The organism is Clostridium sp. AM34-11AC, assembly GCF_003435375.1.
In the GTDB taxonomy this organism is placed as follows: domain Bacteria; phylum Bacillota; class Clostridia; order Lachnospirales; family Lachnospiraceae; genus Pilosibacter; species Pilosibacter fragilis.
This window is the reverse complement of sequence record NZ_QWGL01000035.1, coordinates 3,361-28,913: the sequence shown is the minus strand read 5'-3', so window position 1 is coordinate 28,913 and position 25,553 is coordinate 3,361. Positions and strand designations below refer to the sequence as shown.

The 25,553-nt window shown below is 48.8% G+C and carries 30 protein-coding genes and 4 pseudogenes; 31 read left to right on the top strand and 3 right to left on the bottom strand.

The features are described 5' to 3' along the window. The 5 genes and pseudogenes from DW826_RS15220 to DW826_RS15200 form a co-directional block, all read left to right on the top strand. On the top strand, positions 1–840 hold an 840-nt coding region (locus tag DW826_RS15220), incomplete at its 5' end, for an AAA family ATPase (protein ID WP_147327164.1). A gap of 142 nt (positions 841–982) precedes the next feature. Next, the gene (locus DW826_RS15215; RefSeq protein ID WP_009243220.1) at positions 983–1,141 is read left to right on the top strand and encodes a transposon-encoded TnpW family protein; all 159 of its coding nucleotides are present in this window, start codon (positions 983–985) and stop codon (positions 1,139–1,141) included. Between the two features lie 41 nt (positions 1,142–1,182). Continuing rightward, positions 1,183–1,758, top strand: a pseudogene (locus DW826_RS15210) (TraM recognition domain-containing protein); the annotation flags it as partial. 102 nt (positions 1,759–1,860) lie between these two features. After that, the gene (locus DW826_RS15205; protein ID WP_117553129.1) at positions 1,861–2,250 is read left to right on the top strand and encodes a TnpV protein; all 390 of its coding nucleotides are present in this window, start codon (positions 1,861–1,863) and stop codon (positions 2,248–2,250) included. Further along, positions 2,247–2,438 carry a hypothetical protein gene (locus DW826_RS15200; protein ID WP_117553128.1) on the top strand — a complete coding sequence of 64 codons (192 nt, stop codon included), beginning with the start codon at positions 2,247–2,249 and terminating at the stop codon, positions 2,436–2,438. The genes DW826_RS15205 and DW826_RS15200 overlap by 4 nt, the downstream gene beginning before the upstream one ends. Before the next feature lie 62 nt (positions 2,439–2,500). On the opposite strand, the gene DW826_RS15195 is transcribed toward DW826_RS15200, so the two are convergent. Then, on the bottom strand, positions 2,501–3,355 hold the full coding sequence (locus DW826_RS15195; protein ID WP_117553133.1) for a helix-turn-helix transcriptional regulator: 855 nt from the start codon (positions 3,353–3,355) through the stop codon (positions 2,501–2,503). 377 nt (positions 3,356–3,732) lie between these two features. Between DW826_RS15195 and DW826_RS15190 the strand changes: the two genes are divergently transcribed. The 7 genes from DW826_RS15190 to DW826_RS15160 all read left to right on the top strand — a co-directional run bounded on the left by DW826_RS15190 (position 3,733) and on the right by DW826_RS15160 (position 10,175). Next, entirely contained in the window at positions 3,733–4,026 is a 294-nt protein-coding gene (locus tag DW826_RS15190; RefSeq protein ID WP_117553127.1) for a hypothetical protein, read from the top strand. Further along, positions 4,010–4,315 carry a molecular chaperone gene (locus DW826_RS15185; protein WP_117553126.1) on the top strand — a complete coding sequence of 102 codons (306 nt, stop codon included), beginning with the start codon at positions 4,010–4,012 and terminating at the stop codon, positions 4,313–4,315. The genes DW826_RS15190 and DW826_RS15185 overlap by 17 nt, the downstream gene beginning before the upstream one ends. A gap of 413 nt (positions 4,316–4,728) precedes the next feature. Further along, positions 4,729–5,958, top strand: a complete 1,230-nt coding sequence (locus tag DW826_RS15180; RefSeq protein WP_117553125.1) for a serine/arginine repetitive matrix protein 2 — start codon at positions 4,729–4,731, stop codon at positions 5,956–5,958. A 39-nt stretch (positions 5,959–5,997) separates the two neighbouring features. Continuing rightward, a complete protein-coding gene (locus DW826_RS15175) occupies positions 5,998–6,624 on the top strand; it encodes a CHC2 zinc finger domain-containing protein (protein ID WP_199679559.1) in 627 nt (208 codons plus the stop codon). A gap of 25 nt (positions 6,625–6,649) precedes the next feature. After that, a complete protein-coding gene (locus tag DW826_RS15170; RefSeq protein ID WP_165870734.1) occupies positions 6,650–7,969 on the top strand; it encodes a virulence-associated E family protein in 1,320 nt (439 codons plus the stop codon). 276 nt (positions 7,970–8,245) lie between these two features. Next, a complete protein-coding gene (locus DW826_RS15165; protein WP_117553124.1) occupies positions 8,246–8,434 on the top strand; it encodes a hypothetical protein in 189 nt (62 codons plus the stop codon). Between the two features lie 91 nt (positions 8,435–8,525). Then, entirely contained in the window at positions 8,526–10,175 is a 1,650-nt protein-coding gene (locus DW826_RS15160) for a recombinase family protein (RefSeq protein WP_117553123.1), read from the top strand. 67 nt (positions 10,176–10,242) lie between these two features. On the opposite strand, the gene DW826_RS15155 is transcribed toward DW826_RS15160, so the two are convergent. Further along, positions 10,243–10,449: a ribbon-helix-helix protein, CopG family gene (locus DW826_RS15155; RefSeq protein ID WP_117553122.1), complete on the bottom strand. Its 207-nt coding sequence runs from the start codon at positions 10,447–10,449 to the stop codon at positions 10,243–10,245. Positions 10,450–10,572: 123 nt separating this feature from the next. Between DW826_RS15155 and DW826_RS15150 the strand changes: the two genes are divergently transcribed. Further along, positions 10,573–10,851 (top strand): DUF6809 family protein, encoded by a 279-nt coding sequence (locus DW826_RS15150; protein ID WP_117553121.1) that lies wholly within the window; start codon positions 10,573–10,575, stop codon positions 10,849–10,851. Positions 10,852–11,034: 183 nt separating this feature from the next. Here the strand turns inward: DW826_RS15150 and DW826_RS15145 are convergent, their stop codons facing one another. Continuing rightward, positions 11,035–11,514 (bottom strand): murein transglycosylase, encoded by a 480-nt coding sequence (locus DW826_RS15145; protein ID WP_117553120.1) that lies wholly within the window; start codon positions 11,512–11,514, stop codon positions 11,035–11,037. A gap of 159 nt (positions 11,515–11,673) precedes the next feature. Between DW826_RS15145 and DW826_RS15140 the strand changes: the two are divergent. The 18 genes and pseudogenes from DW826_RS15140 to DW826_RS15050 all read left to right on the top strand — a co-directional run. Beyond that, a pseudogene (locus DW826_RS15140) lies at positions 11,674–11,916 on the top strand (hypothetical protein); the annotation flags it as partial. A 36-nt stretch (positions 11,917–11,952) separates the two neighbouring features. Next, positions 11,953–12,081 (top strand): annotated as a pseudogene (locus tag DW826_RS15135) (Maff2 family protein); the annotation flags it as partial. A 263-nt stretch (positions 12,082–12,344) separates the two neighbouring features. Beyond that, positions 12,345–12,566 (top strand): annotated as a pseudogene (locus tag DW826_RS19015) (phosphotransferase); the annotation flags it as partial. A 362-nt stretch (positions 12,567–12,928) separates the two neighbouring features. Next, on the top strand, positions 12,929–14,848 hold the full coding sequence (gene tet(32) / locus DW826_RS15125; protein ID WP_117553119.1) for a tetracycline resistance ribosomal protection protein Tet(32): 1,920 nt from the start codon (positions 12,929–12,931) through the stop codon (positions 14,846–14,848). 81 nt (positions 14,849–14,929) lie between these two features. Then, the gene (locus DW826_RS15120) at positions 14,930–15,274 is read left to right on the top strand and encodes a helix-turn-helix transcriptional regulator (protein ID WP_002602098.1); all 345 of its coding nucleotides are present in this window, start codon (positions 14,930–14,932) and stop codon (positions 15,272–15,274) included. A 323-nt stretch (positions 15,275–15,597) separates the two neighbouring features. Further along, positions 15,598–16,365 carry a class I SAM-dependent methyltransferase gene (locus DW826_RS15115; protein ID WP_002602097.1) on the top strand — a complete coding sequence of 256 codons (768 nt, stop codon included), beginning with the start codon at positions 15,598–15,600 and terminating at the stop codon, positions 16,363–16,365. Between the two features lie 204 nt (positions 16,366–16,569). Further along, the gene (locus DW826_RS15110; protein ID WP_002602096.1) at positions 16,570–17,016 is read left to right on the top strand and encodes a sigma-70 family RNA polymerase sigma factor; all 447 of its coding nucleotides are present in this window, start codon (positions 16,570–16,572) and stop codon (positions 17,014–17,016) included. After that, entirely contained in the window at positions 17,006–17,209 is a 204-nt protein-coding gene (locus DW826_RS15105) for a helix-turn-helix domain-containing protein (RefSeq protein WP_002602095.1), read from the top strand. The genes DW826_RS15110 and DW826_RS15105 overlap by 11 nt, the downstream gene beginning before the upstream one ends. A gap of 533 nt (positions 17,210–17,742) precedes the next feature. Further along, the gene (locus DW826_RS15100; RefSeq protein WP_002602094.1) at positions 17,743–18,141 is read left to right on the top strand and encodes a plasmid mobilization relaxosome protein MobC; all 399 of its coding nucleotides are present in this window, start codon (positions 17,743–17,745) and stop codon (positions 18,139–18,141) included. Continuing rightward, complete coding sequence (locus DW826_RS15095; protein ID WP_117553118.1) at positions 18,113–19,735, top strand: relaxase/mobilization nuclease domain-containing protein; 1,623 nt, start codon at positions 18,113–18,115, stop codon at positions 19,733–19,735. The genes DW826_RS15100 and DW826_RS15095 overlap by 29 nt, the downstream gene beginning before the upstream one ends. Positions 19,736–19,921: 186 nt before the next feature. Then, complete coding sequence (locus DW826_RS15085) at positions 19,922–20,113, top strand: hypothetical protein (RefSeq protein WP_006058351.1); 192 nt, start codon at positions 19,922–19,924, stop codon at positions 20,111–20,113. Beyond that, the gene (locus DW826_RS15080; RefSeq protein WP_002605636.1) at positions 20,103–20,861 is read left to right on the top strand and encodes a phage replisome organizer N-terminal domain-containing protein; all 759 of its coding nucleotides are present in this window, start codon (positions 20,103–20,105) and stop codon (positions 20,859–20,861) included. The genes DW826_RS15085 and DW826_RS15080 overlap by 11 nt, the downstream gene beginning before the upstream one ends. Next, positions 20,858–21,715 carry an ATP-binding protein gene (locus DW826_RS15075; protein WP_002605635.1) on the top strand — a complete coding sequence of 286 codons (858 nt, stop codon included), beginning with the start codon at positions 20,858–20,860 and terminating at the stop codon, positions 21,713–21,715. Before DW826_RS15080 ends, DW826_RS15075 begins: the two co-directional genes overlap by 4 nt. Then, positions 21,712–21,894 (top strand): transposon-encoded TnpW family protein, encoded by a 183-nt coding sequence (locus DW826_RS15070; RefSeq protein ID WP_002605634.1) that lies wholly within the window; start codon positions 21,712–21,714, stop codon positions 21,892–21,894. Before DW826_RS15075 ends, DW826_RS15070 begins: the two co-directional genes overlap by 4 nt. Positions 21,895–21,994: 100 nt before the next feature. After that, on the top strand, positions 21,995–23,605 hold the full coding sequence (locus DW826_RS15065) for a recombinase family protein (RefSeq protein WP_002605633.1): 1,611 nt from the start codon (positions 21,995–21,997) through the stop codon (positions 23,603–23,605). A 281-nt stretch (positions 23,606–23,886) separates the two neighbouring features. Further along, a complete protein-coding gene (locus DW826_RS15060; RefSeq protein ID WP_002593556.1) occupies positions 23,887–24,159 on the top strand; it encodes a helix-turn-helix domain-containing protein in 273 nt (90 codons plus the stop codon). Then, positions 24,119–24,496, top strand: a complete 378-nt coding sequence (locus DW826_RS15055) for a TnpV protein (protein WP_117553117.1) — start codon at positions 24,119–24,121, stop codon at positions 24,494–24,496. The genes DW826_RS15060 and DW826_RS15055 overlap by 41 nt, the downstream gene beginning before the upstream one ends. 29 nt (positions 24,497–24,525) lie before the next feature. After that, positions 24,526–25,488 carry a DUF3658 domain-containing protein gene (locus DW826_RS15050; protein WP_005335911.1) on the top strand — a complete coding sequence of 321 codons (963 nt, stop codon included), beginning with the start codon at positions 24,526–24,528 and terminating at the stop codon, positions 25,486–25,488. The last annotated feature ends 65 nt before the right edge of the window (positions 25,489–25,553 follow it).

Here is a 25,553-nt window from a genome sequence, read left to right as displayed (position 1 = left end):
TTTGCCATGCGTCTTGCGGCGGCTTGCACCAACCGAAAGCCCTTACCCGGTATGGAGACACTTGAGCCTTTCAATATCATCTATCAGACCGCCGAGGACGGTCTGGGCGATACCGTTAAGCCCCGGCTGATGGAAGCTGACGCAGACCTTGAACGAGTGCTTGTTATTGACGATAGAGACACGCCGCTGACCCTTGCTGATGAGCGCATCGCAAGAGCAATCCGAGAGAACAACGCAAGGCTGGTTATCATTGACCCGATGCAGGCGTTTCTGGGCGCAGATGTGGACATGAACCGGGCAAATGAAGTCCGTCCCATCTTCCGTAGTCTGGGAGACATTGCACAGGCTACCGGATGCGCTATCGTGCTGATCGGACACCTGAACAAAGCCGCAGGAACGCAAAGCACCTATCGGGGATTAGGGTCTATCGACATTACGGCGGCAGTCCGCAGTCTGCTTTTTATCGGCAAGCTGAAGGACAGCCCCACAACGAGGGTGCTTATCCATGAGAAAAGCTCCCTTGCGCCGCCCGGACAGTCCCTTGCCTTTTCTCTGGGAGACGAGAAAGGCTTTGAATGGATAGGAGCTTATGACATTACCGCTGACGAGCTTCTTGCTGGGACAGACACCGCCAAGACCGAGAGCAAGACCGCACAAGCGCAAATGCTCATTCTGGAACTGCTGGCAGATGGAAAGCGTATGCCAAGTGCAGAGCTGGAAAAGACGGTCAATGAGCGTGGGATTTCCTCACGCACCATGAGAACGGCAAAGAGCCGTATCGGGGACAGGCTTGTGACCGAGAAAGACGGCACAGTATGGGTCTGCTATCTCCGAGACTGACAACAGGAACACGGCAAGCGTGGCAAAGACGGCAAGGTTTTTATAGATACCTTAATGTTGCCGCCTTGCCTTGTTCCCTCATACCGACATCGCCCGATGATGAACAGTCACCGGGCATTTTTCATTTACAGGAGGATTTTGAATGAACAATACCGCAACCAACACCGCCCCTTGCCCGACTGTCAGAAAGCAGATCGGAAAGACAACCTATATCGTCCGTGTGCATTTCAGCCAGACCGCAAAAGAGACGATGGAGGACAAAATCAAGCGTCTGCTCCGTGAGGAAGTCCGCAAAATGTAACTTCTTTTTGAATTTGATGAAAAAGTCCTTGACTTTTCGTCTCTGGCAAAACACTCAAAAGTATCTTGATTTCCTGCGGTGCCCGGCTTGCTCCCTTCGATATCAAGGAGCTGCGGGACCTGATGGAATATGACGAACTGGAACTGGATACCCTGGGCGACCAAAAGACGGCATTGTTTGTGATCCTGTCGGATACGGACAGCACTTTCAATTTCGTGGCCGCCCTCATGTATAGTCAGCTTTTCAATCTGCTCTGCGACAAGGCGGATGACTTCTACGGCGGACGGCTGCCCGTCCATGTCCGTCTGATCTTGGACGAGTTTGCCAACATCGGCCAGATACCGAACTTCGATAAGCTGATTGCCACCATCCGAAGCCGTGAGATATCGGCTTCTATTATTTTGCAGTCGCAGAGTCAGTTAAAGACCATCTACAAGGATGCGGCAGATACCATTGTCGGTAACTGTGACAGCACCTTGTTTTTGGGAGGCAAAGAGAAATCCACGCTCAAGGAAATTTCGGAGCTGCTGGGGAAAGAGACCATTGATCTCTATAACCAGTCCGAAAACCGGGGCAGTCAGGTTTCCCATGGCCTCAGTTATCAGAAATTAGGAAAGGATATGACATACTTGTTTGTGAAGAGTTCAGTTGCCTTGAATTTCACACGGACAGGGACACGATCAACTGGATTCTGAAAATTGAATACAGGAGGTCGTCACATGGAAAAACTACCCAAAAGAATCACGGAGAACGGCATAGATTATGTTCTCGCCGGTGACTACTATATCCCCGCTTTACGGCTGACGGAGGAATCCCGCCCTATCGGGCGCTGGGGACGGCTGCACAAAGCCTATCTGGAAGAAGCCCGCCCCGCCCTCTATTTAAGCCTTTTGCTTTCGGGAAATCTTTGGACGTATCTTGCTGACCTGAACGAACAGGCGCAGGAACGCTTGGAGCTAATTATCATACAGATGAAAGCTGCGGAGGGCGTGACGGAAGCATTAAAAGCCAGTGACCAGCTTGCATGGGTGCAGCACATGAACAGCATACGGAACCGGGCGGAGGAAATTATCTTATCGGAACTTGTGTACGGAAAGGAGCCGCTATGAAATACCGCATTGAGCGCATGGAAGGTCAGCATTGCCACTTTGTAAACGGCAGGACGGAGCTTCTCGCCTACTTGGAGCAGGCGCCGGCGGGGACGGTTACGGACATCCGCAAGGTTTACCAAAACGGCGTCACCGATTCCGTGATGGAAATATATCTGCCATATATCAGGGGCAGGAAATCCTTTTAACCATAAAATAAAAAATCTTCACATTGAAAGCCATTCACCGGTCAATCCGGCGGGTGGCTTTTTTATCGCCGCTTCCTGCCGCCGTTCCATGTGGGCGGGATAGGGCTGCCCTTCCCCCGCATACTCTGGAACTTCCTTGCGTGTTTGGATTTCCCCAGAATCCCTAAAAAAGAGGTAAATTCCTCAGAGGTTATCTTATCATAAGGGATTTCCATCTGGTCGCAGAATACCTGAATAAAGGCTTCTTCTCCGCTGGTTCCTGTCTGGATAAGCTGTGCAAACTTCCTCTGTATCTCCGCTACCGTGGGCTGCCGTTCATCGGCGGTTGTGGTGTCGCTTGTGTGCGCCGTCTGGATGTCCTTTACAATCCGGTCAAGGTCTTTGTGGACGATGTGGTTGAAATAATCGTCACTGTCCACCTGTGCCACTTCAAGGGTACGCATATAAAGGTCATCCTCCCCCGGCGCATAGGTTTCCATGACCGTCTGGCGGGCTGCTTCTAAGTCCATGTTGAGCTGGTTGACACGCATACCGGCGATGCGGTCAACGATGATAGTAATGTCTGTCAGGAGCCGTGGAAAATCCTCATGGGTGGCAATCTCGCAGAGCAGCCGGTTGTTGATTCTTCCGCTTTTTAAAAGCTCTATCATGCTGTCGTTTAAGTGCAGCGACTGGACTTCTATGTTCGGGATCTCCTTGTTTTCCGTCAGCCCCATCAGGTAATCGGCAGACACGCCGTAAAAATCAGCCAGCGTTGCAATGGCAAACGGGCTGATGTCCTTATAACCGTCTCCCTCGTATTTTGCAAGGGCAGACCGGGACAGTCCGGTTTCATTTGCAAGCTGCTCTAAGGTCAGGTGCTTGTCTACCACCCTTAAATCCTTTAGCCGTTCCGGTATGGATAGCTTCACATACATAAAAATCAATCCCCTTTCTTCTTTAAAATCCGCTGATACAAGGATTATACCACGATTTCCATAAGCGTGGAAATATCCGGTTTCTGCGGATTTTTCCATCGTCTTGGACATACGGGGAAAGCCGCTTTTTTTCGATAAGATGGAGAGGTCAGAAGGAACATTGAAAACAGAATGACCGGCTGCAAGCGGATATGGCTCTGGGGGAAGTGCCGCCATGACAGGAGCGCACCAACAGGGACGATACGCCGGGAGAGAACCTCCGGGCAGGAACGGCTTGCAGGAAAACGGCAAATGAAACTGGTTGACACAAAAGGGAATCCGGGAGACGGATGCCCTTTCACACCGGGGCAAAAGCCCCAGAAAGAATGAGGTGCAGAATGAAATTAAATATCAAAGAAAAGAAGGCGTTGTATGTGTTTGGCTGCCCCAGCCATAAAAACACGGTGACACGGTTTAAGCTGCTGGTTTCACTGACGGTTGACCCGGAAGCGAAGCACTGGCTTTTGGGGCTTACACGCAAAATTGAGCAGGAAGCCGGTGAAGAATGGTTCCCCGATTTTTACCGCCACCTCCGCATGGAAATGGACGGTTACTTCCGCTGCAAACGCTGCCTGCGGGTCGTGGAAGCCAGCACTGATTATGAGGAGGGAATGTATGAGGAAGCCGTCTAAGTATGAGAAGGAAACGATTGTGAATTTCAACGAAGCCGAACAGGAAGCCACCATTTATACATTCAATGCGGATTTAAAGCGGCGGCTGGCGGAGTTCTCCCAAAAATATCCGCTCCTGTGCCGCATGGAAAGAGCCACGCCGGAAGGAAGCGTGACCTATGTTCTGGATAAATCCCGTCTGTCCATCCGGCTGGTGCCGCCATACAGTGAAGAACGGCGGGCGGCGGCAAGGGCTTATGCAAAGGAACATGGCTTCCAGCCCGTAACAGTAGGAAAGAAAACAGCATGATTTGGGAGCGTTTTCGGTCAAAACAGCGGGTGTGGAACCGGCGTTTTTCCTGCGGGATGATTAGCCGGTATCAGACATCAGGAAAGCCCCGGACGGCGAAAATGCCCGTTCCGGGGGCATTTTCCGGGCTGTCATGCGGCGGCGGGTTAAGGGCGGCAAGCCCTTATCGGGTCAAGGGCGAAGCGCCTTGGCAGGTTGAGGGCGGCAGCCCCATCGGGTCAAGGGCGAAGCGCCTTGGCGGGTTGAGGGCGGCAAGCCCCATCGGGTCAAGGGTGAAACGCCTTGCCCAGCTAGAGTTGATGCTTGCGTCAACTCGTACTGGGTATTACCTGACGCAAAATCACTCAGGTTCGGCAGCTTCGCAGCCCTCCCCCTCACGGGGGAAATCTTCAAACAGGAAGGAGGATGCAAACTTGAAACTGACACGGCACAATGGGCGTTCCGGCAAGAACGGCACTTATAATCCCCGCCACAATGACCGGCGCTTCGATGTGGGAAACAGCGAGCATATTGATTCGGAACGGGCAAAGAAAAATATCTATTGGGACTGTTACCGGGGCTACACGACAGCCGGGAGCCGGGAGGATTCCTCCCAGCCGGATTGCAGCTTTGAACAGGTTGAGCGGATGTATTACACGGAGCATTATTCCGATTTTGTGGATGCCCAGAACGCAAGGAATGAAAAGACCCGGCACACGGAGCGCAACCGCACTGTGGGCGATTTGTTAAAGAACAGCAAGACCTGCCCGGAGGAAACCATCTACCAGATTGGGACGGTGGAGGAATCCGTCCCGCCAGAGGTGTTATTTCAGATTGTAAATGAATTTTACGGGGAGTTTGAGCGGCGTTTCGGCGCTCATGTCCATCTCCTCAACTGGGCGCTTCATCTGGATGAGGGTACGCCCCATATCCACGAACGCCATGTATTCGACTGCCAGAACCGGTACGGCGAATTATGTCCCCAGCAGGAAAAGGCGCTGGAGGAACTGGGGATTCCCCTGCCTGACCCGGATAAGCCAAAAGGCAAGCATAACAACCGCAAGCAGACCTTTGATTCCGTCTGCCGCACCATGCTCTTTGACATCAGCAGGCGGCATGGCGTCCATCTGGAGCAGGAGCCGTCCTATGGGGGACGGGAGTATCTGGAAAAGCAGGACTATATCCTGATGAAGCAGAAGGAAAAGCTGGCGGCGCAGGAGCAGAAGCTGGAAGAACTGACATTGAAAATTGAGGATGTGGAGACGCTTCTGGACGATGTTTCCGATGCCGCCTATGACAAGGCGGTGGAGGTCGTGGCGGATGCCGTCCGGCTGGAAACCCATAAGGAGGACATCCGGCTGGTGGAGGAATCGAAAAAGTGGGTTCTTTCCCCGGAACGGAAAGCCCCGCAAAAAGAGCGGGAATACGCCGCTGCCCGTCTGGATGGGGTGATTGGGAAAATAAAAAATACGATGCAGACCGCCTTTGCCAAAATCCAAAAAGCGCTTATGCAGCCGGAAACCAAACGGGCAGGCAAGGAAAGAATCAAGGAAAAAGCAAGGGAATCCATCCGGGAGCAGCTAAAAAAAGCGCAGGAGGAAATGGAAAGACGGGAAGATATGCGCCGCAGACCGGAACGGAAAAAGCCGGATATGGAACGGTAGGAGATTTTCCCCTTATGGAGATTGGAAGGAGGATTGCGTTTGGATGTATTTGAAGCGGTAAAGCAGGCTGTCACCACAAGGCAGGCTGCGGAGCATTATGGAATCCATGTAGGAAGGAACGGCATGGCGTGCTGCCCCTTCCACAAAGATAAAACGCCCAGCCTGAAAGCGGACAGACGCTTCCACTGCTTCGGCTGTCAGGCAGACGGCGATGTGATTGATTTTGCGGCAAGGCTCTTTGACCTGTCCGGCGTGGAAGCGGCAAAACGGCTGGCTGCGGATTTTGGAATCCCCTATGACAACCGGGGCAGACCTTCGCCAAAGCCTGTAAAACGGAGCATACCGGCGGAGCTTCGCTTCTTGCAGGCGGAGCAGAAATGCTTCCGGGTGCTTAGCGATTATTACCATCTGCTGGGGAGATGGAGAACGGAACACGCCCCCAAATCGCCGGGGGACGCATGGCACCCGCTGTTTGTAGAAGCCTTGCAGAAACAGGAGTATATAGGGTATCTGCTGGACACGCTGCTTACCGGCGGGGCGGAGGAAAAAGCCGATATTATCATCGGGCATGGGAAGGAGGTGGAACTGATTGGAAAAAGAATATCAGAGCTTACCGGCAGCCACAAGGAATGCACTGCAAGCCGCAGCCGACAGCCTTGTCGGTGACAAAACGGTATCCGAAGTCCGGGATATGCTGGAAGTGACCCAGAAGGGGCAGACTGCAAACACGCCGGGGAACTACCGGACAGTGTTCCTCCATGACCCGCTCTTAAAAGGGGCGTTCAGCAACAACTTACTGACCGATCAGGTGGATATTGTGAAGCCCCTCGGCTGGTATCGGGACGGGAACCGGCTGACGGATGTGGACATCCAGTATCTGGTTTTGTATCTGGAAGAACACTATGGACTGACATCGGAAAAGCGGATTGAAGGGGCAATCAAGGTCGCCGCCAATGAATACCGCTACCATCCCATCCGGGATTATTTAAACAGCCTTTCATGGGACGGGACAGAGCGGGTGCGCTTCGCTTTACACCGGTTCCTCGGCGCAGAGATAAGCGATTATAACTATGAGGTTCTCCTGCTGTTCATGCTGGGAGCTATCACACGGGTATTCAAGCCCGGCACAAAGTTTGAGGTCATGCTCTGTCTGGTGGGCGGTCAGGGAGCCGGAAAATCCACCTTTTTCCGGTTCCTTGCCGTCCGGGACGAGTGGTTCTCCGATGATTTACGCAGGCTCGATGATGATAATATCTACCGCAAGCTGCAAGGACACTGGATTATTGAAATGTCAGAAATGATTGCTACCGCAAACGCAAAGAGCATTGAGGACATCAAGGCTTTTTTAAGCCGCCAGAAGGAAACCTATAAGGCTCCTTATGAAGTCCATCCGAAAGACCATAAGCGCCAGTGCGTCTTTGCCGGTACTTCCAACACGCCGGATTTCCTGCCCCTTGACCGTACCGGCAACCGCCGGTTTCTGCCTGTTCTGGTGCAGGCGGAAACAGCAGAGGTTCACATTTTGGAGGATGAACCGGCTTCGAGGGCTTATGTCAGCCAGATGTGGGCGGAGGTCATGGAGGTGTACCGGCGGGGAGAAGGGAAGCTGAAACTAAGCGCAGGCATGGAACGGTATCTGAAAGAACATCAGAAATTATTCATGCCGGAGGACACGTTTGCCGCCCGGATTTTAAACTTCCTTGACGGATATGGAGGAAAGATGGTCTGCTCCCTGCAAATCTACTATGAAGGGCTGGGGCATCCGTCCTATGAGGAACCGAAACAGTATGAAATCCGGGACATCAATTCCGTGATGAAGAATTATGCGGCAGGCTGGAAAGCTTTTGAAAATCCCAGACATTTTCCTGCCCCTTACCACCGGCAGAAAGGATGGGAACGGGCAGCGCCTGACAACGGAGGTCAGGAAAAATCCGGTTTCCAGTTTTTACCGGAACAGGAAGCCGTCCAGCTTGGGCTGCCGGAGGAATGGCTGCAAGGGGAAAAGGCGTAGCCGGTTGTCAGCCGGTTGCCGCCCCCGTTGTCAGCCCCGTTGTCAGGGGGAGAGCCTGCAAACGGCTTATTTTAAGGATTTTTCCCTGCTGACAACGAAAGCAACGAAAAAATCAGAAAAAAAGAAATCAGGAAAGGAAACGGTATGCCGGGGATTGTGTACGGGGTTTTTAAACGCCCGTTGTCAGACTTCGTTGTCAGGCTCCCACCCAACCGGCAGACCGCACGCAGCACCCGGACGGCAACGCTCCGGGTTATTTTATGGAGGTAAATGCCTATGGCAGAAACAAAGCAGAGCAGCTATCCGGCAAAGGCGCCGGAACCGGAACGGAAGCGCAGGGGCGTCCGGTTCATCGTCTCCCGTGAGTTTGCAGGCAGCCAAACCATGCAGCAAGCCTTTGAGCAGCTTATTGAGCGGCAGACCTGTGAACGGTTTGAGGAATGGATGGGGCAAAAAGCCAGTTAAAAGGCTAAAATCCGGCGAAAAACAGTTGAAAGGACGGCGGGGGCATGGTACTATAATAGTATCGTGTCCCTGTTCGTAGAAGGAGAACACTATGAACAGGAATAAAAAAATAGTCAAAAAAGTAACCGCCCTCTATTGCAGGATTTCCCTTGACGATGGCAACGCAAACGAGAGCATGAGCATTTCCAACCAAAAGCTCCTGCTCAAAGATTATGCTGAAAAGAACGGTCTGCTCCCCTATGAATACTATGTGGACGATGGCTACACGGGGCGTAATTTCAACCGCCCTTCGTTTAAACGCATGATTGCCGACATCGAAGCCGGGAAGGTTGGCTGCGTCATTACCAAAGACCTTTCAAGGCTTGGCAGAAACTATATTGAAGCGGGCGGCTATATCGAAGTCTTTTTCCCAAAACACAATGTAAGATATATTGCCGTCACGGACGGCGTGGACAGCCTGACCCGTCAGGAAATGGACATCACGCCCTTTAAAAATATCCTGAATGATATGTATAGCCGGGATATTTCCAAAAAGGTGCTGGCTGGACGCATGACCCGCTCCCGTCAGGGAAAGTTTTGCGGAGGTCAGCCGCCCCTCGGTCTGATGCGTGATCCGGCTGACCGGGGGCATCTGGTGCTTGACCCTCAGACCGCCCCCACAATCCGAAAGATATATGACCTTGCTTTAAACGGCTGGGGCTGTATGCGGATTGCAAAGCAGCTCATGGAGGAAAAAATCCCTATCACACGGGTAAAAAGCAATACGGCTTGTGATGTCAATTATTATTCGTGGGGGAGCGCAAGAATCAGCCATATCCTGCGGAATCCTTTTTATAAGGGCGCACATCTGGTTTGCCGGACACACCAAAAAGGAATCCGCTCCGGCACTGTGGACACCATCCCCCGCAAGGATTGGGAGGTCATAGAGGACTGCCATGAAGCCATTGTAAGCCCGGAAGATTGGGAGAAGGTACAGGAACTGATTGACCGCCGCCCTCCTATCATGCAGGGGAACGCCTGCCCCTTTTACAACCTGTTCCACGGTATGGTTTACTGCGCTACCTGCGGCAAATCCATGCAGGCACGCTATGAAAAGGTCGGAAGGACAGGGAAGAACCGGTTTACCGGTAAGGAACGGGAACCGATTGACAAGGCGTATTATATCTGCCAGACCTATAACCGGCTGGGGAAGGATGCCTGCACCAGCCACAAGATAGAAGCAAGGGACTTGTATAACCTTGTGTTGAAGGATATTCAGGAATTGGCGGAAATGGCGCTGAAGGATGCAGACGCTTTCTACCGGCGGCTGTGCAGCCGCATGGAACGGAGGTATTTGTCGGACGCTTCCGAAATGGAGAAGGAACGGGAACGGCTGGAAAAGCGGAATCAGGAGATTGACGAAATGTTTTTAAATCTCTACACCGACAAGGCAAAAGGAATCCTGTCAGAACAGCGTTTTTTAAAGCTGACGGCGGCGATGGAAAAGGAGCAGGAGGAAAACCAGAGCCGCATAAAGGATTTATCCCTTCTCCTGCACCGTTCCAACGAACAGGAAAACGATGTACGAAGCTTTATCCGGGAAATCCGCCGGTACGCAGCGATTCAGGAACTGGATGAAACTGTCCTGAACCGCCTTATCAGCCGGATTCTGGTAGGCGAGATAAACAAGGTTGATGGCGAAAAGGTTCAGGAAGTCAAAATCATCTATAACTTTGTCGGGGAAATACCGGCGGCGCAATAATGACAGCAGCCCTTCTTCCATTCCGGGAGAAGGGTCTTTTTTTCGGGCATGGAAAAAGCCGGGGCTTTTATTCTCCGGCTTCCGGGATAAATTCCAGATGTTCCAACGCATAGCGCAGAGCCATGCACATAAGTTCATTGCGGGAGCGGTCGCTTTTAGCTGACAGTTTATCAAATTCCTCCTGCAATTCCCTGTCTATCCGAAGCGTCATCACTACGGATTTATCTTCCTTTCTGTCCGGCTTCTTCTGCCTTACCACAAACTTATCCGCCATGTTACACCTCCGTATTACAAATATGCAATCATTATAGACGATTTTTCTTGACTTTTATATATCACATGATAGAATACAAATATGTAATACAAAACTATAATACAAAACAAGGAGGATGGACAAATGAAAAGTGTACTGGAACAGCTTTATGACGGGGAAATCTACCCAGCCGAACAGGTCAATGTCAGGACGGAAGGATACCAGAAAATGCGCCGGGAGCATTACAGCCACTATGAGGATTTCATCGAACAGCTAAAAGCATTTAACCCGCCGCTTAGCGAACGCTTTATAGAGATTATGGACGAGCAGCTTGACGCACTCCCGCTTGAGACAGCAGAAACCTTTATTTTCGGTTTCCGGCTTGGGGCAAAGATTATATTGGAAGTGCTTGAGGACAGGTAAAAGAAATGAGGAAGGCAGCCGTGGGCGGGAAGCGGCTGCCTTTCCTGTCTGTAATAAAAAATATTTCAAAGCCGGGAGTAATGGATTCTTTATTCCGGTATAAATAATTCTTCCACTGTAACGTGTAATTCCCTTGCAAGATTCAATGTTACGATTTTTTTATAATCTCTTCCCGGATTGTTTTTAATTATCCAGAATCATTTTTTCATCAATCTTAGAAAAAATAAAAGGAATACTGTATTTATATTGTTTGCCGTTATCATAATCAGATAATGTCAGGGTAATTGTATCTTCTCTTATTTTTTCATCTTTAGGAACTGTATAAGTAAAAGACATAGCGGATAAATCGGATATTGTTCCATTTGCCGCAGAAACAGTATAATCCCAATTTTCTATGTCCGCAGTAATAATTACAGTTGTTTCTTTTTCTTTTCCCATTTCTAAAGTGGGTTTATCGATTTGCACTTTAAATGGCGAAGATGCCAATGTATCTTCAGTTATTTCAACAGTCTCGCTATTGTTTATGTTTTCTGTAGTTACTTTTGGTTCTTGAATAGATTCAGTGTTTTCTCCATTCGCGTTTGTATCTAAAGTATTTTGGGAACACGCACAAAAAAACAAGGAGCATAATGTCAATATTGCCACCGCTTTATTTACTTTCATATTCGTCCTCCTGAAATCAAATGTTTTTCAATCCTACAAAGATTTTACTTTATTGGAGCATATCTGGTTGTTGAAATAAGTTTAACATATCTATGAACAATCTACAACGTATTTCCTCTTACATGCGAAAAAACCGAATTTACCACTTGACAAGATAGCAAAGAGTTGATGACCCAGGACGAATTGGCAGTGATGGACGGCGGCAAGTGTATCTTCATGCTGCGGGGCGTGCGCCCGTTCCTTTCGGACAAGTACGACCTCACCCGACACCCGAATTACAGATACACGGCCGACGCCGACCCTAAAAATGTCTTTGACATGGAACGGTACATGAAGAAGCAGCGTGCCGTGGTAAAACCCACGGACACCTTCGATGTGTACGAGATTGACGCAACTACTTAAACCCAAATCAAAAACATTTTTTAGGAGGATTATTTTATGGCATTTTTCAACAGTGCAGTTGGTGTTTTGCAGACTCTCGTAGTGGCCCTGGGCGCAGGTCTTGGTATCTGGGGCGTTATCAACCTTCTGGAAGGTTACGGCCAGGACAACCCTGCTTCCAATGCTCATGTACGGTAAGGAAGCAAGCAACCGAAAACAAGAGATAGACCGCCAGCACTACACTATTCCGAACCAAAGACCAAAAGATAAGCATTGTGGGAAAATCTAAACTTTTGGATTTTCCTACAATGCCGACTACGGCGGAATCCTTCCCACTCCTTATATCTTTATTTCCGTATACATTGAATTTGTATTTAGTAAATGCTATAATGTCCCTATTCAAATTATAAATGTGTTGAATTAGTTACATGTACATATTTTTTGTGCCGCATAAATACCCTGTTGAGGTTGTCGTTCTTTGTCCAGATGTGGAAACAATAAAAGGAAGGGAACGATACAGGGAGAAAACAGGCTATTCCGGCTTTACGGTTGAAACCTTATACGATACATTTATGCAGACAACACCACGGATCGGCTTTTGGCTGGACAATTCCAACCAAACACCACAGCAGACAGCAGAAACCATTCTGAACGCCAGAAAGTCGGTATGATTGTTACATATAAGGGGAAGAAAAATTTCTTTTAGGTACTTTCTTTCCTAAAACTAATGTGATATAATAGCATCATTCCAAAAAAGGAGTAAAAAATATGCGGCAAGGTATTCTTAAATAAAACTATAATCAAATAGTGGGAACAAAGGATTATGATAGTCCCTTTTGTGGGGGCTTGGTTTTTTGTACCCAATTTAAGAATACTTTTGCCTTATCAATTTTGACATATCCGAAAAACAGCAATCACAAACAGGTGTATGCTGTATATGTGTATGTCCGCAAATTATAATCCCCAGTGGTAAAAGTATTTTACTGCTGGGGATTTTTATGCCCTTTTGGGGCTGTAAAAGGAGGACAATCACATGAAAATAATCAATATTGGAATTCTCGCCCATGTAGACGCAGGAAAAACAACATTGACGGAAAGCCTGCTGTACACCAGTGGAGCGATTGCGGAACAAGGAAACGTGGATAAAGGAACTACAAGAACAGACACTATGATTTTGGAACGGCAGCGCGGAATTACCATTCAGACAGCGGTTACTTCTTTTTGCTGGAATGATTATAAAATCAATATCGTGGACACTCCCGGTCATATGGATTTTTTAACCGAAGCATACCGCTCTTTATCTGTCCTTGACGGAGCTGTTTTAGTCATTTCGGCAAAAGACGGCGTACAGGCACAAACCCGTATATTATTCCATGCGCTTCAGAAAATGGACATTCCGACAATTATCTTTATAAATAAGATAGACCAAAATGGGATCGACCTGCGGCGTGTTTACCAAAGCATTAAAGATAAACTTACCAGTGATATGATTGTCATGCAGGAGGTTTCCCTGTCGCCAAAGATAACCATGACCGATATTTCTGATTTGGACAAATGGGATATGATTATTTCCGGAAGCGATGAACTATTAGAACGATATGTTGCAGAGGATTCTTTGGATATACAGGAATTACAATATGAAAAGTGCAAAAGAACCAGATGCTGCTCTTTGTTTCCTGTTTATCATGGGAGTGCAAAAGACAATTTAGGAACAGAAAAACTGATTGAAGCGATTACAGAAACTTTCATTACAGAAACAGACGATATTCAGTCTGAATTATGTGGACATGTTTTTAAGGTTGAGTATACAGAGCGGAAAAAACGGCTTTCTTATTTACGCCTGTATCATGGGACGCTCCATTTACGGGATACCCTGCTGCTGTCAAAAAAGGAAAAAATAAAGATTACAGAAATGTGTATTCCGTCAAATGGTGAAATCGTCCCGGTTGACCATGCCTGTCCGGGAGAAATTGTTATTTTAGCTGATGATACTTTGAAACTGAACGACATTCTGGGAAATGAAAAACTCCTGCCTCACAAAACACGGATTGATAATCCCATGCCATTACTTCGGACAACGGTAGAGCCGCAAAAGCCGGAGCAAAGGGAAGCCCTGTTAAATGCCCTCACAGAGATTGCTGATACAGACCCTCTTTTGCATTTTGACATTGATACTGTTACACATGAGATTATATTATCTTTTTTGGGAAAAGTACAGTTAGAAGTTATTTGTTCGCTATTAGAAGAAAAATATCATGTGGGCGTGGCTATGAAAGAGCCTTCGGTTATTTATCTGGAAAGACCGCAAAAAAAAGCGAGCTACACGATTCATATTGAAGTGCCGCCGAATCCGTTTTGGGCATCTATTGGTTTGACTGTAACACCGCTTCCTGTTGGAAGCGGAACACAATATAAAAGCGAGGTATCTCTCGGCTATTTAAACCAAAGTTTTCAAAATGCCGTCATGGAGGGTGTGCGTTATGGAATGGAGCAGGGCTTATATGGCTGGGGAGTGACAGACTGCCAAATTTGTTTTGATTATGGAGTTTATTACAGCCCGGTCAGCACCCCCGCTGATTTTCGTTTTCTTGCGCCTGTCGTGTTGGAGCAGGCATTGAAAAAAGCAGGAACACAACTGTTGGAACCATACCTTTCCTTTACCCTTTTTGCACCGCAGGAATATCTTTCACGGGCTTATAATGACGCACCAAAGTATTGCGCAATCATTGAATCAACCAGACTTGAAAAAGATGAAGTTATTTTTAAGGGGGAAATCCCTGCCCGTTGTATTGGTGAATATAGAAATGATTTGAATTTTTATACAAATGGAAGAAGTGTCTGCATTACAGAATTAAAAGGGTATCAGGAAACTTCCGGCGAGCCTGTGTTTCAGCCACGCCGCCCGAACAGCCGTTTAGACAAGATCCGGCATATGTTTCAGAAGATAATGTAACATCTTGCGCAATGCAAACGTTCATTGCTGGCTATTGCGAAATATCATTGATAAAATCAGCATCAGAGAGGAGGAACCATTTTGAACCAGAAACAGACGGATATTACAACAGGAAAGCAAATACGTCATCTGCGAACACAATCGGGAATGACACAGGAAGAACTGGCTGGGAAATTGAATGTTACCCGGCAGGCGCTATCGAATTGGGAGAGAGATGTTAATGAACCCGATTTAAATACGTTGAAAAAAATTTGTTTTCTTTTTGGAGTCCACATGGACGATTTTGCGAAGGAGGTAATAACAAAAATGGAAACATGTGAAAAAAAGAGAAACGACAATTTAATAAGTATGATATGGCAATTGGACTTTTTTATGGTGTCGGGATATTTCTTGGCATTGGTATTTTCTTTGTTGGCGGTTTTATGACAATGTCGGGTGCAGGGTGGGGAGCATCACTATTTGGCGGTGGCTGTTTTTCTCTTGTATTTGGCTTGATATGCCATGCAGTTATTACATTGAGAAGAAATGACAAATGATGACATATCCTGCTTTCTAGTCTTTTCGGTCATATCGCGTAAAAAAGCCGCTGCTTTTGGCTTTCCAATAGCGGCGGCAAAGGGAAATATCCTTTGAATACCTTACAGAAGAAAAGTTTTGCAGCATTATAAAAATAAAAGCCTATACCATTTTGGAAAGAAAAGATACATAATAGTCAAGACGGCAACAATCAGAAGTTATGGAGGGTAACAATGGAATATAGTAAGGAAGATTTAATGGAAGCAAAAAGGCAAATTTTGGGAGTGGGAGAGAACATGGGAACAGAGGAAAGCAAAAAGATCTGGGAGAAAAACGCACAATTTTGGGATGATGCAATGGGTGACGAATCCAATGAATTTCACAGAGAGGTAGTACGTCCCAAAGTAACGGAACTTCTCTCTCCTGATCCTTCGGATTACATTTTGGATATTGCGTGCGGCAATGGAAATTATTCTTCGTATCTTGCACAGAGAGGCGCTTCGGTCGTCGCTTTTGATTACAGCAAAAAAATGATAGAATTGGCTAAAAGACGGCGATCACAATATGCAAAACAAATTGAGTTTTGCGTAGCGGATGCGACCAATAGAGAAAGCTTATTAGGATTAAAAAGAAATCGAGCCTTTACGAAAGCAGTTTCTAATATGGCAATTATGGATATTACGGATATTGAACCGCTTTTTATGGCTGTTTATGAACTATTGGAGGAAAACGGGATTTTTGTCTTTGCAACGCAGCACCCTTGTTTTATCACATTGACTGAAAAATATATGACACCGCACAGTTACTATGATATAGCGATCGAAGGGCAGCCGGAGGAGCAGATTTATTATCATCGTTCCATACAAGATATTTTTAACCTTTGTTTCAGAGCTGGATTTGTCATTGATGGATTTTATGAAGAATGTTTCAAAAACAATAAAGAAATTCCTATGGTAATGATAGTAAGGCTTAAAAAGGTAAAACGTGATAGCTTAAAATAAATTCAAGTTTGCCGGATAAATAGCAAACCCGGCCGAGCCAGTCAACGGTCAAGATGAACGGGCTTCGCCCGCCGTTGACAGCCCCGCCCGGTTTTGCAGTTAGGCAGTCAAGGAGCGACAGCCTAAAGTGCTGCCGCCCCTTACTATCATAAAAAGCAACTACTAACCAGCCACAGCCCTTTTGGGAGGAAAGGGGGATTTTCCATGACCTGTACAGAAGAATATCGGGAACATATCGAGTACACTTTCCATGCCTTTTGCAAAGTCGTTATCCGAAATGCAACGATCAACGCAGCGAGGACACGGAGCAGGAAGCACAAAAGAGAAATATCCCTTGAATACCTCACAGACGAAAAGCACTACCCTTTAGGCACGACAGATGAATATTTCCAAGCCCCGGAGCCGGACGAGGAATACATACTTACCCTTTGCGGCGATACGGTCATTTTCAGCAGCGGTTTACTTGCGGAAGCCCTGTCACGGCTGGACGAACGGGAGCGGGAAATGATTTACCTGTCCTTTTTCAAGCGTATTCCACAGCACGAAATTGGCAGACAGTACGGGCGCAGCCGCAGCACAGCGGGCTACCATATCCGAAAAGCCCTACGGCAGCTCCAAGCGGAAATGGAGGGAATGGCATATGAGAAATAATAGGCTTCTCCCCTATGAAACAATCGTCCAAGCCGCCAGCGGGGAGCCGGAAGCGGTGGGAACTGTATTGCAGTATTACCGCCGCCGCATACAATGTGCCGCCCGTGTGAATGGACGGGTAGACCAAGATACAGAGGACTACATCACCCAGACGCTTCTCACAGCTATTTTCAAGTTCCGCTTTGGGAGATAGCCCTACCGCCTACAACTGAATAACCGCCGCTTCGCCGGCAACCAGAAAGCAGTAAATCTATTCAACAGATTTGCTGCTTTTTTTCGTTCCTGTTTGGCATTTTTGAAAATCCCCAGTATGAAAAAACAAAAGGGAAAATAGCCGCCGCAGTTGGCAAAATCCCTTACTTATCCGTAGAGGGTATCAAAGAAAAAAATACTGCCATTGTCCGCCTATTCCGGCTTGCGTGGTGTTGTAGGGAATAGAGGGGAAATTCTAAAAATCTCCGTCCATTTTGCTTTGCGTGGTGTTGTAGGTAGTGAAAGGAAAATTTTCAAGATAAGCCGGAATAGCGGGTAGCAAAGCCCTTTTGAAACGTTTTGTTAGCGGAAAGGACGGGAGCCGGGGAACGCCGGAGTTTTTCAGAGCAAGATTCTACCGAGGTGCCAAAATTCGCTCTCCGCTTATTTTTGCCCCTGCGGGAATCTTGTTGGGGAGTGCCTTCCCCAAACCCTGCTATGCGCCCTGTCGGGCGAGAAAGGAGGTCACAGACCATGCGAAAGAAATACAATACGCCCCACCGCCGTCATGTGGTAAAGACCCGCATGACCGATGAAGAATACGCCGACTTCACCGGGCGGCTGGCGGCTTATGAAATCAGCCAGTCCGAGTTTATCCGGCAAGCCATACGGAAAGCGACCATACGCCCCATTGTCACCGTTTCCCCGGTCAATGACGGGCTGCTTGCCGCCCTCTCCAAGCTCACGGCAGAGTACGGGAAAATCGGCGGCAACTTAAACCAGATTGCCCGGAGCCTGAACGAATACGGAAGCCCCTACCGGGGGCTGGAAAAGGAAGTGCGGGGAGCCGCCGCCGACCTTGCCGCCTTGAAGTTTGAAGTCTTGCAGAAAGTAGGTGAAGCCGTTGGCGATACTCAAACATATCAGCTCTAAAAATGCCAACTACGGGGACGCTGAAAAATACCTCACATTCGAGCATGACGAGTTTACCATGAAGCCCACCCTTGACGCAGACGGGCGGCTCATACCGAGGGTAGACTACCGCATATCCTCTCTGAATTGTGGCGGGGAGGATTTTGCCGTTGCCTGTATGCGCTCCAATCTCCGCTACGGCAAGAACCAGAAACGGGAGGACGTAAAGAGCCACCACTACATCATCAGCTTTGACCCACGGGACGGCCCGGACAACGGCTTGACCGTTGATCGGGCGCAGGAGCTGGGCGAGAAGTTCTGCGCCGAGCATTTCCCCGGACACCAGGCCCTTGTCTGCACCCACCCGGACGGACACAGCCACACCGAAAATATCCATGTGCATATCGTCATTAACAGTCTGCGGATTGCGGAGGTTCCCATGCTGCCCCACATGGACAGGCCAGCGGACAGGAAAGCAGGCTGCAAGCACCGCTGTACGGACGCAGCTATGAACTATCTGAAAGCCGAAGTCATGGAGATGTGCCACAGCGAGGGGCTTTACCAGATAGACCTTTTGAACGGCAGCAAAGAACGCATTACCGAGCGTGAGTATTGGGCGCAGAAGAAAGGACAGGCTGCCCTTGACAGAGCCAACGCCCCTATTGCTGCGGACGGTATCGCGCCCCGGCAGACCAAGTTTGAAACGGATAAGGCGAAGCTGCGCCGGACTATCCGGGAAGCCCTTGCCGCTGCTTCCGGCTTTGATGAGTTTGCCGCCCTGCTTCTCCGGCATGGTGTGACCGTCAAGGAGAGCCGGGGGCGGCTAAGTTACCTCACGCCGGACAGGACGAAGCCAATTACCGCCCGGAAGCTGGGGGACGATTTTGACCGGGCTGCTGTCCTCTCCGTTTTGGAGCAGAACGCCGCCAGAGCCGCCGAAAAACCCGCAGCCATAGCGGAATACCCCGGCAGTATCAAAGACCGCTTACGGACGAAAAAAGAAGCGAAAAACGCCCCGAACAATGACGCTGTACAGCGCATGGTAGACATAGCCGCCAAGCGAGCCGAGGGGAAAGGACGGGGCTATGAGAAGTGGGCGACCATGCACAACCTCAAACAGATGTCGGCTACCCTCATGCTCTACCAGCAGTATGGCTTTTCTTCCCCGGACGAGCTGGACGCTGCCATTTCCGCAGCCAACACCGCCACGCAGGAGAGCCTTGCCGGACTGAAAGGGCTGGAAGCCGCTATCCGGGAGAAAAAGGAATTGCAGCGCAACCTTTTGGGCTATATCGGCACGAAGCCCGCCCGTGACGGTCTGAAAGCGCAGAAATCGGAGAAAGCCCGGAGAGCCTACCGGGAACAGCACGAAAGCGATTTTATCATAGCGGACACAGCCGCCCGTTATTTCCGGGAGCATGGAATAACCAAGCTGCCAGCCAGCAAAGCCCTGCAAAGGGAGATTGAGCAGCTTACCGTCCAGAAGAACGCCGGATATAACGACTACCGGGAGAAACGCCAGTGGGCGCAGGAGCTTCAGACAGTCAGACGCAATATCGACCAGATTTTAAGGGGCGCACCGAGCCAGCAGAAAAAGCGTGAACAGGAGCGTTAAAGACCGCCCCGAAATGATACCGAAACCCTACAAAAATACAGGTATGATATGAACCCTTACCGCAATACTCCCCGACTTCCAAACGGGGCTTACAGGGCAGAAAAAGCCCGAAAATGATACCGAGAACATACAGAAAATGCCCCCTATCCCGCTACACCGATAGGAACGGCAGAAAGGAGCTTACCATTGCCGAGAATGAGCAAGAAGCGGCGGCTGGAATGGTCTTTCTTCCTCAACCACCGCAACCGTATCACTTACAACGACCTATGCCGGGGCTGCACCCGTGACTGCAAACAGAGCTTCCGGGCGGTTATCATACTATGCCCTCGCTATTATTCCAAACGCTGGAAAAAGGAGGACGCAGCCTATGGCAGATAACCGCAAATATTACTACCTCAAGCTGAAAGAGAGCTATTTTGACGATGATGCAATCGTTCTGCTGGAAAGTATGCAGGACGGCGTTATCTATTCCAACATTCTCTTGAAGCTGTACTTGAAATCGCTGAAAAACGGCGGGAAATTGCAGCTTGACGAGAATATCCCCTACACCGCCCAGATGATTGCGACCATTACCCGCCAGCAGGTAGGTACCGTAGAGAGAGCTTTGAAAATCTTTATGAAGCTGGGGCTTGTGGAGCCTTTGCCAAGCGGCGCACTCTACATGAGCAACATTGAGCTTTTAATCGGCCAGTCCTCTACCGAGGGGGAGCGCAAGCGCAGGGCGCGGCTGGCTTTGCAGGAACAAAAAGCCCTGCCGCAGACAGGGGCGGACAAATGTCCACCATATCGAGCGGACATTTGTCCACCAGAGATAGAGATAGAGAAAGAGATAGATATAGAAATAGAAAAAGAGAGAGAGTTAGAAACGGGACACCCCGCCCCCGCCGCCTATGGCAGATACCACAATGTCATTCTTTCCGATACGGAGCTTGACGGGCTGAAAACAGAGCTTCCCGGCAAGTGGGAGTATTACATTGACCGCCTATCCTGCCATATCGCTTCCAGCGGGAGGAAATACAAGAGCCATGCAGCCACGATTTTCAAGTGGGCGCAGGAGGACGCAGCCAAGAAAGCCCCGAAAAAGGGCATACCCGATTATACCTGTAAGGAGGGCGAGAGCTTATGACGAATGGATTTGATGAAATGATTTTGAATATGACCGACACCACGCCGGAGCCGGAGGACTACACCGGCGAGGACGGGCTTTTATACTGCGGGAAGTGCCACAAGCCCAAAGAGGGCTATTTCCCCAAAGAAACCGCCGCATGGCTGGGGCGTGACCGCCACCCGGCAGAATGTGACTGCCAGCGGGCAGAGCGTGAGGAACGGGAAGCCGCAGAGAAACAGCGCAGTCACCTTGAAACTGTCGAGCGGTTGAAGCGGCGGGGCTTTACAGACCCGGCTATGCAGGGCTGGACGTTTGAGAACGACAACGGCAAGTGCCCGCAAATGGAACACGCCCATTTCTATGTGGAGAACTGGGAAACCATGAAAGAGCGCAACATTGGCTATCTGCTATGGGGCGGCGTTGGCACAGGCAAGAGCTATTTTGCGGGCTGTATCGCAAATGCCCTTATGGAGCGTGAAATCCCCGTGTGCATGACAAACTTTGCATTGATATTGGGTGACCTTGCCGCCAGCTTTGAGGGCAGGAATGAATATATCTCCCGACTTTGCAGCTTCCCGCTGCTTATCCTTGACGATTTTGGAATGGAACGGGGAACGGAATACGGCTTAGAGCAGGTCTACAACGTGATTGACAGCCGTTACCGCAGCGGCAGGCCGCTGATCGTCACGACTAATCTCACGCTGGAGGACTTGCAGCACCCGGAGGACACCGCCCACGCCCGCATTTATGACCGTCTGATTGAAATGTGTTCTCCTGTCCGCTTTACCGGGAGCAACTTCCGAAAAGCCACGGCGCAGGAGAAAATGGGACAACTGAAAAAGCTGATGAACAGAAAGGAGAGCCGCCTATGACCAACACCCCAAAGAATGACCGCAGCACCCGCCGCCCGGATTGCGTGACGGAAATCCGCATAGGTAATTCTGTCCTTGTCGTTTCCGGCTATTTCAAGCAGGACACCACCGCCACCGCCGCCGATAAAATGCTGAAAGTGCTGGAAGCGGAAGCTGCTACACAAAAATCGGCAATTTGACGGGACGTAAAGAAGCAGAAAGGACTGTACAGCCAGCCCCGGCGTGTGGTATGATAGTCATACGGAATAGTGGGGCTGGCTGTCGGAAATGGAGGACACTATGTTAAGACAGACCACCCGAAACCTTATTACCGCCCTTTATCCGAGATTATCCCACGAGGACGAGCTGCAAGGTGAGAGCAATTCTATTTCAAACCAGAAGCGTATTCTTGAAACCTATGCGAAGCAGAACGGCTTTTCCAATCTGCAATGGTACACAGATGACGGTTATTCTGGGGCGAACTTCCAAAGACCCGGTTTTCAAGCCATGCTTGCGGACATTGAAGCCGGAAAAGTCGGCACCGTTATCGTCAAGGATATGTCACGGTTAGGGCGAAACTATCTGCAAGTGGGAATGTATACGGAAATGATTTTCCCACAGAAAGGCGTCCGCTTTATCGCTATCAATGACGGAGTGGACAGCGCACAGGGCGACAATGATTTTGCCCCTCTGCGGAACATTTTTAACGAATGGCTGGTGAGAGATACGAGCAAGAAAATCAAAGCAGTAAAACGGTCTAAGGGTATGAGCGGGAAGCCCGTCACGAGCAAACCCGTATACGGCTACTTTATGGACGAGGACGAAAATTTTATCATTGACGGGGAAGCCGCCCCTGTTGTGCGGCAGATTTACAGCTTGTGCCTTGCCGGGAACGGGCCGACCAAGATAGCCCGTATGCTCACAGAGCAGGAGATCCCCACGCCGGGAACGCTGGAATACCGTCGGACGGGAAGCACCCGCCGCTACCACCCCGGCTATGAGTGCAAGTGGGCGACCAATACCGTGGTACATATCCTTGAAAACAGGGAGTACACGGGCTGTCTGGTAAACTTCAAGACGGAGAAGCCGTCCTACAAGACCAAGCACAGCGTAGAGAACCCCATTGAGAAACAGGCGATTTTCGAGAACCACCATGAGCCTATCATTGACACCCAGATGTGGGAGCGTGTGCAGGAGTTACGCAAGCAGCGCAAACGCCCGAACCGCTATGATGAAGTGGGCTTATTCTCCGGCATACTCTTTTGTGCCGACTGCGGCAGCGTCCTTTACCAGCAGCGTTACCAGAACGCCACCCGCAAGCAGGATTGTTATATCTGCGGGAGCTACAAGAAGCGTACCCGTGACTGTACGGCGCACTTTATCCGCACCGACCTGTTGACCGCCGGAGTGACCGACAATCTGCGGAAAGTCACCAGCTATGCAGCGAAGCACGAAGCCCGGTTTATGAAGCTGCTGATCGAGCAGAACGAGGACGGGGGCAAGCGCAGGAACGCCGCAAGGAAAAAGGAGCTGGAAGCCGCCGAGAAGCGTATCAGCGAGTTATCCGCTATCTTCAAGCGGCTGTATGAGGACAGCGTGACCGGGCGCATTTCAGACGAGCGTTTCACGGAGCTGTCGGCAGACTATGAAGCCGAGCAGAAAGAACTGAAAGAGAGAGCCGCCGCTATCCGGGCAGAGCTTTCCAAAGCGCAGGAAGCCACGGTAAACGCAGAAAAGTTTATGAATGTTGTCCGCAAGTACACCAGCTTTGAAGAACTTACCCCTACCCTTTTGCGTGAGTTTGTGGAGAAAATCGTTGTGCATGAGTGCAGCTATGACGAGAACGGCACACGCAGACAGGACATTGATATTTATTACTCTTTCGTTGGCAAGGTAGACCTGCCCGAATGACCGCCCGACCTATCCGGCGCAATGCGCAAACGCCGGATAGGAACGGCAAAATTTTTTACACTTCTACTACTTCTTTATCACACATCAGCAAAAAGCCAGGGTATGAAACAGTTCATGGCTAATTAAAGGGAACAAAAAGAAAGGGAATGCACAATCCAGACGGTATCAGCGGCAGGCTACAAGAATAAATTGTGATTTCACAAGATTGGTGTTATAATAAGAGAAAAGTTCCTGCCGGGGCAACCGCCCCGGTGGTATGGATAGAAAGGCAGGAAAACAATATGCACATCAGCTATAAACCACTCTGGCACACACTGTTAGAGCGTGATATGAGAAAAGAGGATTTAAGGCTTGCTGCTGGTATGACAACAAATATGATTGCCAACATGAGCAAAGAGGGAAAGCACATCAGCATGGATACATTAGCCCGTATCTGTGAAACTCTGAATTGTGAGATTACTGATGTGATTGAGTTAGTACCAGACGAGCCTGCTTCCACAGGAGGTAAGGAACATGAGCGAATTGAAACCAAGAATAACGGAAAACGGAATTGATTATATCCTTGTCGGAGATTACTACATCCCGGACTTGAAACTGCCGGAGGAACACCGCCCTATCGGAAAGTACGGACGAATGCACCGGGAATATTTAAGAGAAGTCCACCCAGCCAGATTGAATACATTGATACTGACCGGAGAATTGTTGACATATCTTGCAGACCTGAATGAACAGGCACAAAAACGGTTAGACACTATCATGGAGCAGATGAAAGCTACCGAGGGCGTGACAGAGGAATTGAAGTGTACCCGACAAATGGAATGGGTGCAGCGTTGCAATAACATTCACAACAGGGCAGAAGAAATTGTTTTGTATGAGATGATTTATTCATAACGGGAGCAATTAAATCGGAGGTATATAAGATGATTGAAATTGTATTTGGTGAAAGTGCCTGTGGAAGTTTGAAAATTGCCCAAACTTACGGCAAGGGAAAGTATAGAGGAAGTGCTGTTTCAATATTTATGAGGCACGAAGACGGGAGTGTTCCATCTTCAGATGAAATGAAAAAGGCACAGCTTCAAGCACAGGAACAAGAACGCATTGCTTGGGAGAATGCTATTCCATTGGGAGGCAAGAGCAGTGATGTTTATTGTTTTGATATGGCTCTTAGTGTGGGAGATATTTCTGATAATGGAATTGGCGAACAGCGGAAAAATATTTTCAAGAAAATGCTGTCTGTCTGCTTTGTAGAGGATTTAGATTATCAGGTTGAAGAAAAAATACAGAAAATTAAAACTACATTGACCTCAGTGATTGAACGATATGTAGCTGGGGAAGAAATTCGCATTTGGTATAGCTATAATCCAGATGAGCTTTGTGGTATGTATTGGCTTATGAAACAACTTCAACCATTAAACTGCCAGACAACAATTTATTTGGTTAAGTTACCTACATGGGAATATGGAAAAGAAAATACTATGACATCCAAAATAGCATGGGGCGAGGTCTCTCCTGGCGAATGGGGAAACTATATAACTCTACAAGAGAAAGCTAATCCTGTATTTCTTTCAGCTTGTACTATGAAATGGAATCAACTTCAAAATGAAAATGCACCTTTGCGTGCAATGTTAAATGGTAAATTGCAAAGCGTTTCAGAAGATATATATGATAGTTTCATTCTTCGTGAAATTGCGGAACAGCCAGAGCAATTCAAAATGGCTATTGTCATAGGTAATGTTTTAGGAAAATATCAACTTGGAATTAGTGATGTATGGATTTCCAATCGCATTGATAAAATGCTTGAAGATGGTGTGTTGGAAATTATACAGGACGCACCAAAGGGAGAAACAAATTATCGCCGAATATTAAGAAAACGAATGAAATAATAACCACAGCACAAACCGCTGCTACATGGAATCCAACAAACCATGCAACAGCGGTTTTCCTTTAC

Excerpts from the sequence above, each read along its gene's own strand:
- DW826_RS15215 (WP_009243220.1), top strand. The coding sequence starts at position 983 with ATGAACAATACCGCAACCAACACCGCCCCTTGCCCGACTGTCAGAAAG.
- DW826_RS15205 (WP_117553129.1), top strand. The coding sequence starts at position 1,861 with ATGGAAAAACTACCCAAAAGAATCACGGAGAACGGCATAGATTATGTT.
- DW826_RS15200 (WP_117553128.1), top strand. The coding sequence starts at position 2,247 with ATGAAATACCGCATTGAGCGCATGGAAGGTCAGCATTGCCACTTTGTA.
- DW826_RS15195 (WP_117553133.1), bottom strand. The coding sequence starts at position 3,355 with ATGTATGTGAAGCTATCCATACCGGAACGGCTAAAGGATTTAAGGGTG.
- DW826_RS15190 (WP_117553127.1), top strand. The coding sequence starts at position 3,733 with ATGAAATTAAATATCAAAGAAAAGAAGGCGTTGTATGTGTTTGGCTGC.
- DW826_RS15185 (WP_117553126.1), top strand. The coding sequence starts at position 4,010 with ATGAGGAAGCCGTCTAAGTATGAGAAGGAAACGATTGTGAATTTCAAC.
- DW826_RS15170 (WP_165870734.1), top strand. The coding sequence starts at position 6,650 with ATGCTGGAAGTGACCCAGAAGGGGCAGACTGCAAACACGCCGGGGAAC.
- DW826_RS15165 (WP_117553124.1), top strand. The coding sequence starts at position 8,246 with ATGGCAGAAACAAAGCAGAGCAGCTATCCGGCAAAGGCGCCGGAACCG.
- DW826_RS15160 (WP_117553123.1), top strand. The coding sequence starts at position 8,526 with ATGAACAGGAATAAAAAAATAGTCAAAAAAGTAACCGCCCTCTATTGC.
- DW826_RS15155 (WP_117553122.1), bottom strand. The coding sequence starts at position 10,449 with ATGGCGGATAAGTTTGTGGTAAGGCAGAAGAAGCCGGACAGAAAGGAA.
- DW826_RS15150 (WP_117553121.1), top strand. The coding sequence starts at position 10,573 with ATGAAAAGTGTACTGGAACAGCTTTATGACGGGGAAATCTACCCAGCC.
- DW826_RS15145 (WP_117553120.1), bottom strand. The coding sequence starts at position 11,514 with ATGAAAGTAAATAAAGCGGTGGCAATATTGACATTATGCTCCTTGTTT.
- DW826_RS15115 (WP_002602097.1), top strand. The coding sequence starts at position 15,598 with ATGGAATATAGTAAGGAAGATTTAATGGAAGCAAAAAGGCAAATTTTG.
- DW826_RS15110 (WP_002602096.1), top strand. The coding sequence starts at position 16,570 with ATGACCTGTACAGAAGAATATCGGGAACATATCGAGTACACTTTCCAT.
- DW826_RS15105 (WP_002602095.1), top strand. The coding sequence starts at position 17,006 with ATGAGAAATAATAGGCTTCTCCCCTATGAAACAATCGTCCAAGCCGCC.
- DW826_RS15100 (WP_002602094.1), top strand. The coding sequence starts at position 17,743 with ATGCGAAAGAAATACAATACGCCCCACCGCCGTCATGTGGTAAAGACC.
- DW826_RS15080 (WP_002605636.1), top strand. The coding sequence starts at position 20,103 with ATGGCAGATAACCGCAAATATTACTACCTCAAGCTGAAAGAGAGCTAT.
- DW826_RS15075 (WP_002605635.1), top strand. The coding sequence starts at position 20,858 with ATGACGAATGGATTTGATGAAATGATTTTGAATATGACCGACACCACG.
- DW826_RS15070 (WP_002605634.1), top strand. The coding sequence starts at position 21,712 with ATGACCAACACCCCAAAGAATGACCGCAGCACCCGCCGCCCGGATTGC.
- DW826_RS15065 (WP_002605633.1), top strand. The coding sequence starts at position 21,995 with ATGTTAAGACAGACCACCCGAAACCTTATTACCGCCCTTTATCCGAGA.
- DW826_RS15060 (WP_002593556.1), top strand. The coding sequence starts at position 23,887 with ATGCACATCAGCTATAAACCACTCTGGCACACACTGTTAGAGCGTGAT.
- DW826_RS15055 (WP_117553117.1), top strand. The coding sequence starts at position 24,119 with ATGAGCGAATTGAAACCAAGAATAACGGAAAACGGAATTGATTATATC.
- DW826_RS15050 (WP_005335911.1), top strand. The coding sequence starts at position 24,526 with ATGATTGAAATTGTATTTGGTGAAAGTGCCTGTGGAAGTTTGAAAATT.